Annotated in this window: 1 protein-coding gene; it reads left to right on the top strand. The window is 60.8% G+C overall.

Annotated features, from left to right (window positions below; all coding sequences use genetic code 11):
• Positions 1 to 742: IMP dehydrogenase (gene guaB / locus ADICYQ_RS31200; RefSeq protein WP_040415823.1), on the top strand; the 742-nt coding region annotated here is incomplete at both ends.

The raw sequence follows: 742 nt of genomic DNA, 5'->3' as shown, positions 1-742 counted from the left end.
TTCTTCGGTGATGCGTGGGAGCGAGCCGAGCGCCTGCGCGATGCTGGTGTTGACATTCTCGTGGTGGATACCGCCAACGGAGACTCTGCCGGAGTGATCGACATCATCCGACGCCTCAAAGCAGACTCCTCCTTTGACGCAATCGACATCATCGGGGGCAACGTCGCCACTCGCTCCGGAGCACAGGCACTGATCGATGCCGGGGTGGATGCCGTCAAGGTCGGAGTCGGACCCGGATCGATTTGCACCACACGGGTTGTTGCCGGGGTTGGAGTGCCCCAAGTCACCGCCGTGTTCGAGGCATCCCTTGCTGCGCGCGAAGCCGGCATCCCGGTCATTGCCGATGGTGGCCTTCAGTACTCGGGCGACATTGCCAAAGCGCTCGTTGCCGGTGCAGAAACGGTCATGCTCGGCTCGCTCCTAGCCGGCACTGACGAAAGCCCCGGAGATCTCATTTTTCTCAATGGCAAGCAGTTCAAGAGCTACCGCGGGATGGGGTCGCTCGGTGCGCTGCAAACACGGGGCAAGAAGACCTCCTATTCGCGCGACCGCTACTTTCAGGCGGATGTTCCTTCTGACGATCAACTGATCCCTGAAGGAATTGAAGGCCAGGTCCCCTATCGCGGCCCTGTCTCGACGGTGATGTATCAGCTCCTCGGCGGCCTCCGGCAGTCCATGTTTTACACGGGGGCACGCACTATCGACGAGTTGCAACGCAAGGGCAAGTTTGTGCGGATCACCG

The organism is Cyclobacterium qasimii M12-11B (assembly GCF_000427295.1).
In the GTDB taxonomy this organism is placed as follows: domain Bacteria; phylum Bacteroidota; class Bacteroidia; order Cytophagales; family Cyclobacteriaceae; genus Cyclobacterium; species Cyclobacterium qasimii.
This window is presented reverse-complemented; position numbering and strand designations above follow the sequence as displayed.